The organism is Chloroflexus sp. MS-G, assembly GCF_000735195.1.
Classification (GTDB): Bacteria; Chloroflexota; Chloroflexia; order Chloroflexales; family Chloroflexaceae; genus Chloroflexus.
On the sequence record NZ_JPIM01000205.1, the window covers coordinates 1 to 3,808 of the forward strand.

Annotated in this window: 2 protein-coding genes; both read left to right on the forward strand. The window is 62.4% G+C overall.

All coding sequences use genetic code 11. From position 1 onward, the window contains the following. Nucleotides 1–158: 158 nt before the first annotated feature. Nucleotides 159–563 (forward strand): hypothetical protein, encoded by a 405-nt coding sequence (locus tag JE47_RS0119715; protein ID WP_031461387.1) that lies wholly within the window; start codon nucleotides 159–161, stop codon nucleotides 561–563. Beyond that, a complete protein-coding gene (locus JE47_RS0119720) occupies nucleotides 560–3,529 on the forward strand; it encodes a DUF1156 domain-containing protein (protein ID WP_031461388.1) in 2,970 nt (989 codons plus the stop codon). Before JE47_RS0119715 ends, JE47_RS0119720 begins: the two co-directional genes overlap by 4 nt. The last annotated feature ends 279 nt before the right edge of the window (nucleotides 3,530–3,808 follow it).

The following is a 3,808-nucleotide window of genomic DNA, read 5'->3' on the forward strand; positions in this document are numbered from 1 at the left end:
TTAGTAAGGACGTAGTTTGGTCATCAGGATATAATACACAAATAAGGATGCCAGATTTTCTACATGGAGGAATATTTGTTTTCGTTACGGTCTCACCTGTCTTTGGTGCCACCGTCATCGCAAGCCAGTTGTTACCGAATCTCGTAGAGGAATGTTTCATGGTACACCCTGAAGAGATTCAACCTTCTACCAATCTTCGCGGCATCCTTCTCAACGAATTGGTCAGAGTCCTGAGCGTGCAATGGCAAGGAACGGATGCAATGACGTTGATGTATCGTGATCAACATGGGAATGTTGCCCATGAACGCTTCTTTCGCGCTGATGAAGATCGCTTGCCCCTCGTTGACCATGGTTGCCCGTGGCGTTTCAATGAGGACGTACAGACCAAACTTGCTGCCCCTGATACCCGCTATGATCTGGTGATGATCGTCATGTTCCAACCCGACGGCAGCACCGCCGTGCGCTATGTGCGCCGTCCCTTCCGCCGTGAACCCGACTTTGGAGTCACGAGTGTCACCTACCACGTCGCCGACCTTTGGAGCCGCGGAGAGCACCCGCTATGAACCACATTCGTTCGCGCAAGAAACTCATCGAAGTCGCCCTGCCGCTCGACGCCATCAACGCGGCCAGCGCCCGCGAAAAGTCCATCCGCCACGGCCATCCCTCCACCTTGCATCTGTGGTGGGCGCGTCGCCCGCTGGCGGCTGCCCGCGCCGTCCTCTTTGCCCAACTGGTCGACGACCCGTCGGCCTGGCCGGAGCTGTTCCCGACCGCAGAGGCCCAACAGCGCGAGCGGGAACGGCTGTTTGCCATCCTTAAGGAATTGGTGCAGTGGGAAAACACCACCAATGAGGAGGTGCTCGAGCGCGCCCGCCGCGCAATCCGCCGGAGCTGGGCGCGGCACTGCTTGGGCGGGGTGAACGCCGACCGTCTCTCCGACGAGGAGATCGAGGAGGCCATCCGTACCGGGCAGATACCGCCGCTGCCGGGCGTGCATGACCCGTTTGCCGGTGGGGGGAGTATCCCGCTGGAGGCGCAACGCTTGGGGCTGGCGGCCTACGCCAGCGACCTCAACCCGGTGGCGGTGACGATCAACAAGGCAATGATCGAAATTCCGCCGAAGTTCCGCGACTGCCCGCCAGTCAATCCGCAGGATCGCCAGCAGCTTGATCTGAACTCCTGGTATGGCGCGCAGGGGTTGGCGGCCGACGTGCGGTATTACGGGCAGTGGATGCGGGCGCAGGCGCAGCAGCGGATCGGGCCGCTGTACCCGCCGATCACCATCACTGCGGAGTTGGCCGCAGACCGTGCCGACCTGCGGTCGCTGATCGGGCAGCAGCTCACGGTGATTGCCTGGCTGTGGGCGCGCACCGTGCGCAGTCCCAATCCGGCCTTTGCCCACGTCGAGGTGCCGCTGGTCACGACGTTCATCCTCTCCAGCAAGCCGGGCCACGAGGCGTATGTGGAGCCGGTGGTGACGGGGGACACCTACCACTTCACGGTGCGCGTCGGGAAGCCGCCAGCGTGGGCGAAGAACGGCACGAAGCTGGCTCGCGGCGCGAACTTCCGCTGCCTGCTGTCTCAGATGCCGATTAAGGATGAATACATCAAAGCAGAGAGCATGGCCGGACGGATGGGCGCTCGGATGCTGGCGATCGTCGCCGAAGGGCCACGTGGTCGGGTCTACCTGCCGCCGACGGCGGAGCACGAGGCGATTGCGCGCAGCGCGCAGCCGACGTGGAAGCCCGATCTGCCGATGAATCGGGAGACAACCAATCTGGTCAGTGGTCGTGGCTATGGGTTTTTCGCATGGGCCGACCTCTTCACCCCGCGCCAACTGGTGGCATTAACCACCTTTGCCGACCTGGTGGGCGAGGCGATGGAGTGCGTCAGACGAGATGCCCAGGCCGCAGGACTGCCGGACGATGGTGTCGGACTGAACGATGGCGGTACCGGCGCGACCGCCTATGCCCAGGCCGTGGGGGTGTATTTGGCGTTGGCGGTGAGTAAAAATACACATTATTGGTGTGCATTATCATCATGGCATTCCGGTGGAGAAAAAATGCAAGGTGTTTTTGCCAGACAGGCTATACCGATGGTTTGGGATTTTGCAGAGAACAACCCTCTCTGTAATGCTTCTGGTAATCTGATGGGTTCCGTAGAATGGAACGTAAAAGTACTTGAATATATTCAAAACGTCAACAAACCTGGTGTAGCGAATCAGGAAGATGCGACGATGTCAAAATTTGACACGGATCAAATGGTTATCTCTACCGACCCGCCCTACTACGACAACATCGGCTACGCCGACCTGTCGGACTTCTTCTACGTCTGGCTGCGTCGGATGCTCAGGCCTATCTTCCCCGACCTCTACGCCACCCTCGCCACGCCCAAAGCCGAAGAGCTGGTCGCTACCCCCTACCGCCACGGCAGCAAACCGGCCGCCGAGCGCTTCTTTCTGGAAGGGATGACCCGTGCCCTCCACAACCTGGCCGTGCAGGCCCACCCCGCTTTTCCGGTCACCATCTACTACGCCTTCAAGCAGCAAGAAGTGCGGGAAGCGCCGCACGACGAGCGCACGACGGGCGAAGCGCGTGATCCCGACACACCCTCCCTCCTCCACTCCGCCCCCGCCTCCACCGGCTGGGAAACCTTCCTCGAGGCGGTTATCCAGGCCGGCTTTGCCGTCACCGGCACCTGGCCGATAAGAACAGAAATGCAAGCTCGTTCGATTAGTCGAAGCGGTACCAACGCCCTGGCCTCCAGTATCGTGCTGGTCTGCCGTCCTCGTCCGGCGAATGCCCCCGTTGCCACCCGCCGCGAGTTTCTTGCCGCACTCAAGGCCGAGCTGCCGACGGCGCTGGCCGCGCTGCAACACGCCAACATTGCGCCGGTCGACCTGGCGCAGGCGGCCATCGGGCCGGGCATGGCGATCTACACCCGCTCTGCCCGCGTGGTGGATACCCAGGGCAACCCGGTGCGGGTGCGCGACGCGCTGGCGTGGATCAACCAGACCCTCGACGAGGTGTTGGCCGAGCAGGAGGGCGATTTCGACGCCGACACCCGTTGGGCGCTGGCCTGGTTCGAGCAGTACGGCTTTGCCGAAGGCGCGTTCGGCGTGGCCGAGACGCTTTCCAAAGCCAAGAACACCAGCGTCGAAGGGCTGGTGGCCGCCGGGATGGTCGAAGCGAAACGGGGCAAGGTGCGCCTGCTCAGACCGGCAGAACTCCCGGCCACCTGGGACCCGGCCAGTGATAGCCGGGTCACGCATTGGGAAGCCCTCCATCATCTGATCCGGGTGCTGGAAACGGGCGGTGAAATGGCGGCGGCAGCGTTGGCGGCGAAGCTGGGCAGGCGGGCCGACGTGGCGCGCGAACTGGCCTACCGGCTCTACACCATCTGCGAGCGCAACAAACGCCCGGATGAAGCCTTTGCCTACAATGCGCTGGTGCAGAGCTGGAGCGAGATTGCGCGGTTGATGTACGAACAGCGCCAATCGCTCTCGATGCAGCATACGCTGGATCTGTGACGTGCGGTGTCGGCACGCCCTCACCTTCCCCCCCAGCCCCCCTTCCTCTCCCACGCTGCCGGAGAGGAAGGGGGGTAGGGCACGCCCTCACCTTCCCCCCCAGCCCCCCTTCCTCTCCCACGCTGCCGGAGAGGAAGGGGGGAGGGTGCTCCCTCACCTTCCCCCCAGCCCGCTGCCGCTCTCATGCAGGGAGAGGAAGGGGGGAGTTGAGCGTAGCAGTGGCGCTCCTGCGTCTTTAACGATACCGAGTTCACGAACCAAATCACCTCGCTCCCGCAG

What these genes read in the sequence shown, in the direction of transcription:
- JE47_RS0119720 (WP_031461388.1), top strand. Translation starts at nt 560, where the DNA reads ATGAACCACATTCGTTCGCGCAAGAAACTCATCGAAGTCGCCCTGCCG.
- JE47_RS0119715 (WP_031461387.1), top strand. Translation starts at nt 159, where the DNA reads ATGGTACACCCTGAAGAGATTCAACCTTCTACCAATCTTCGCGGCATC.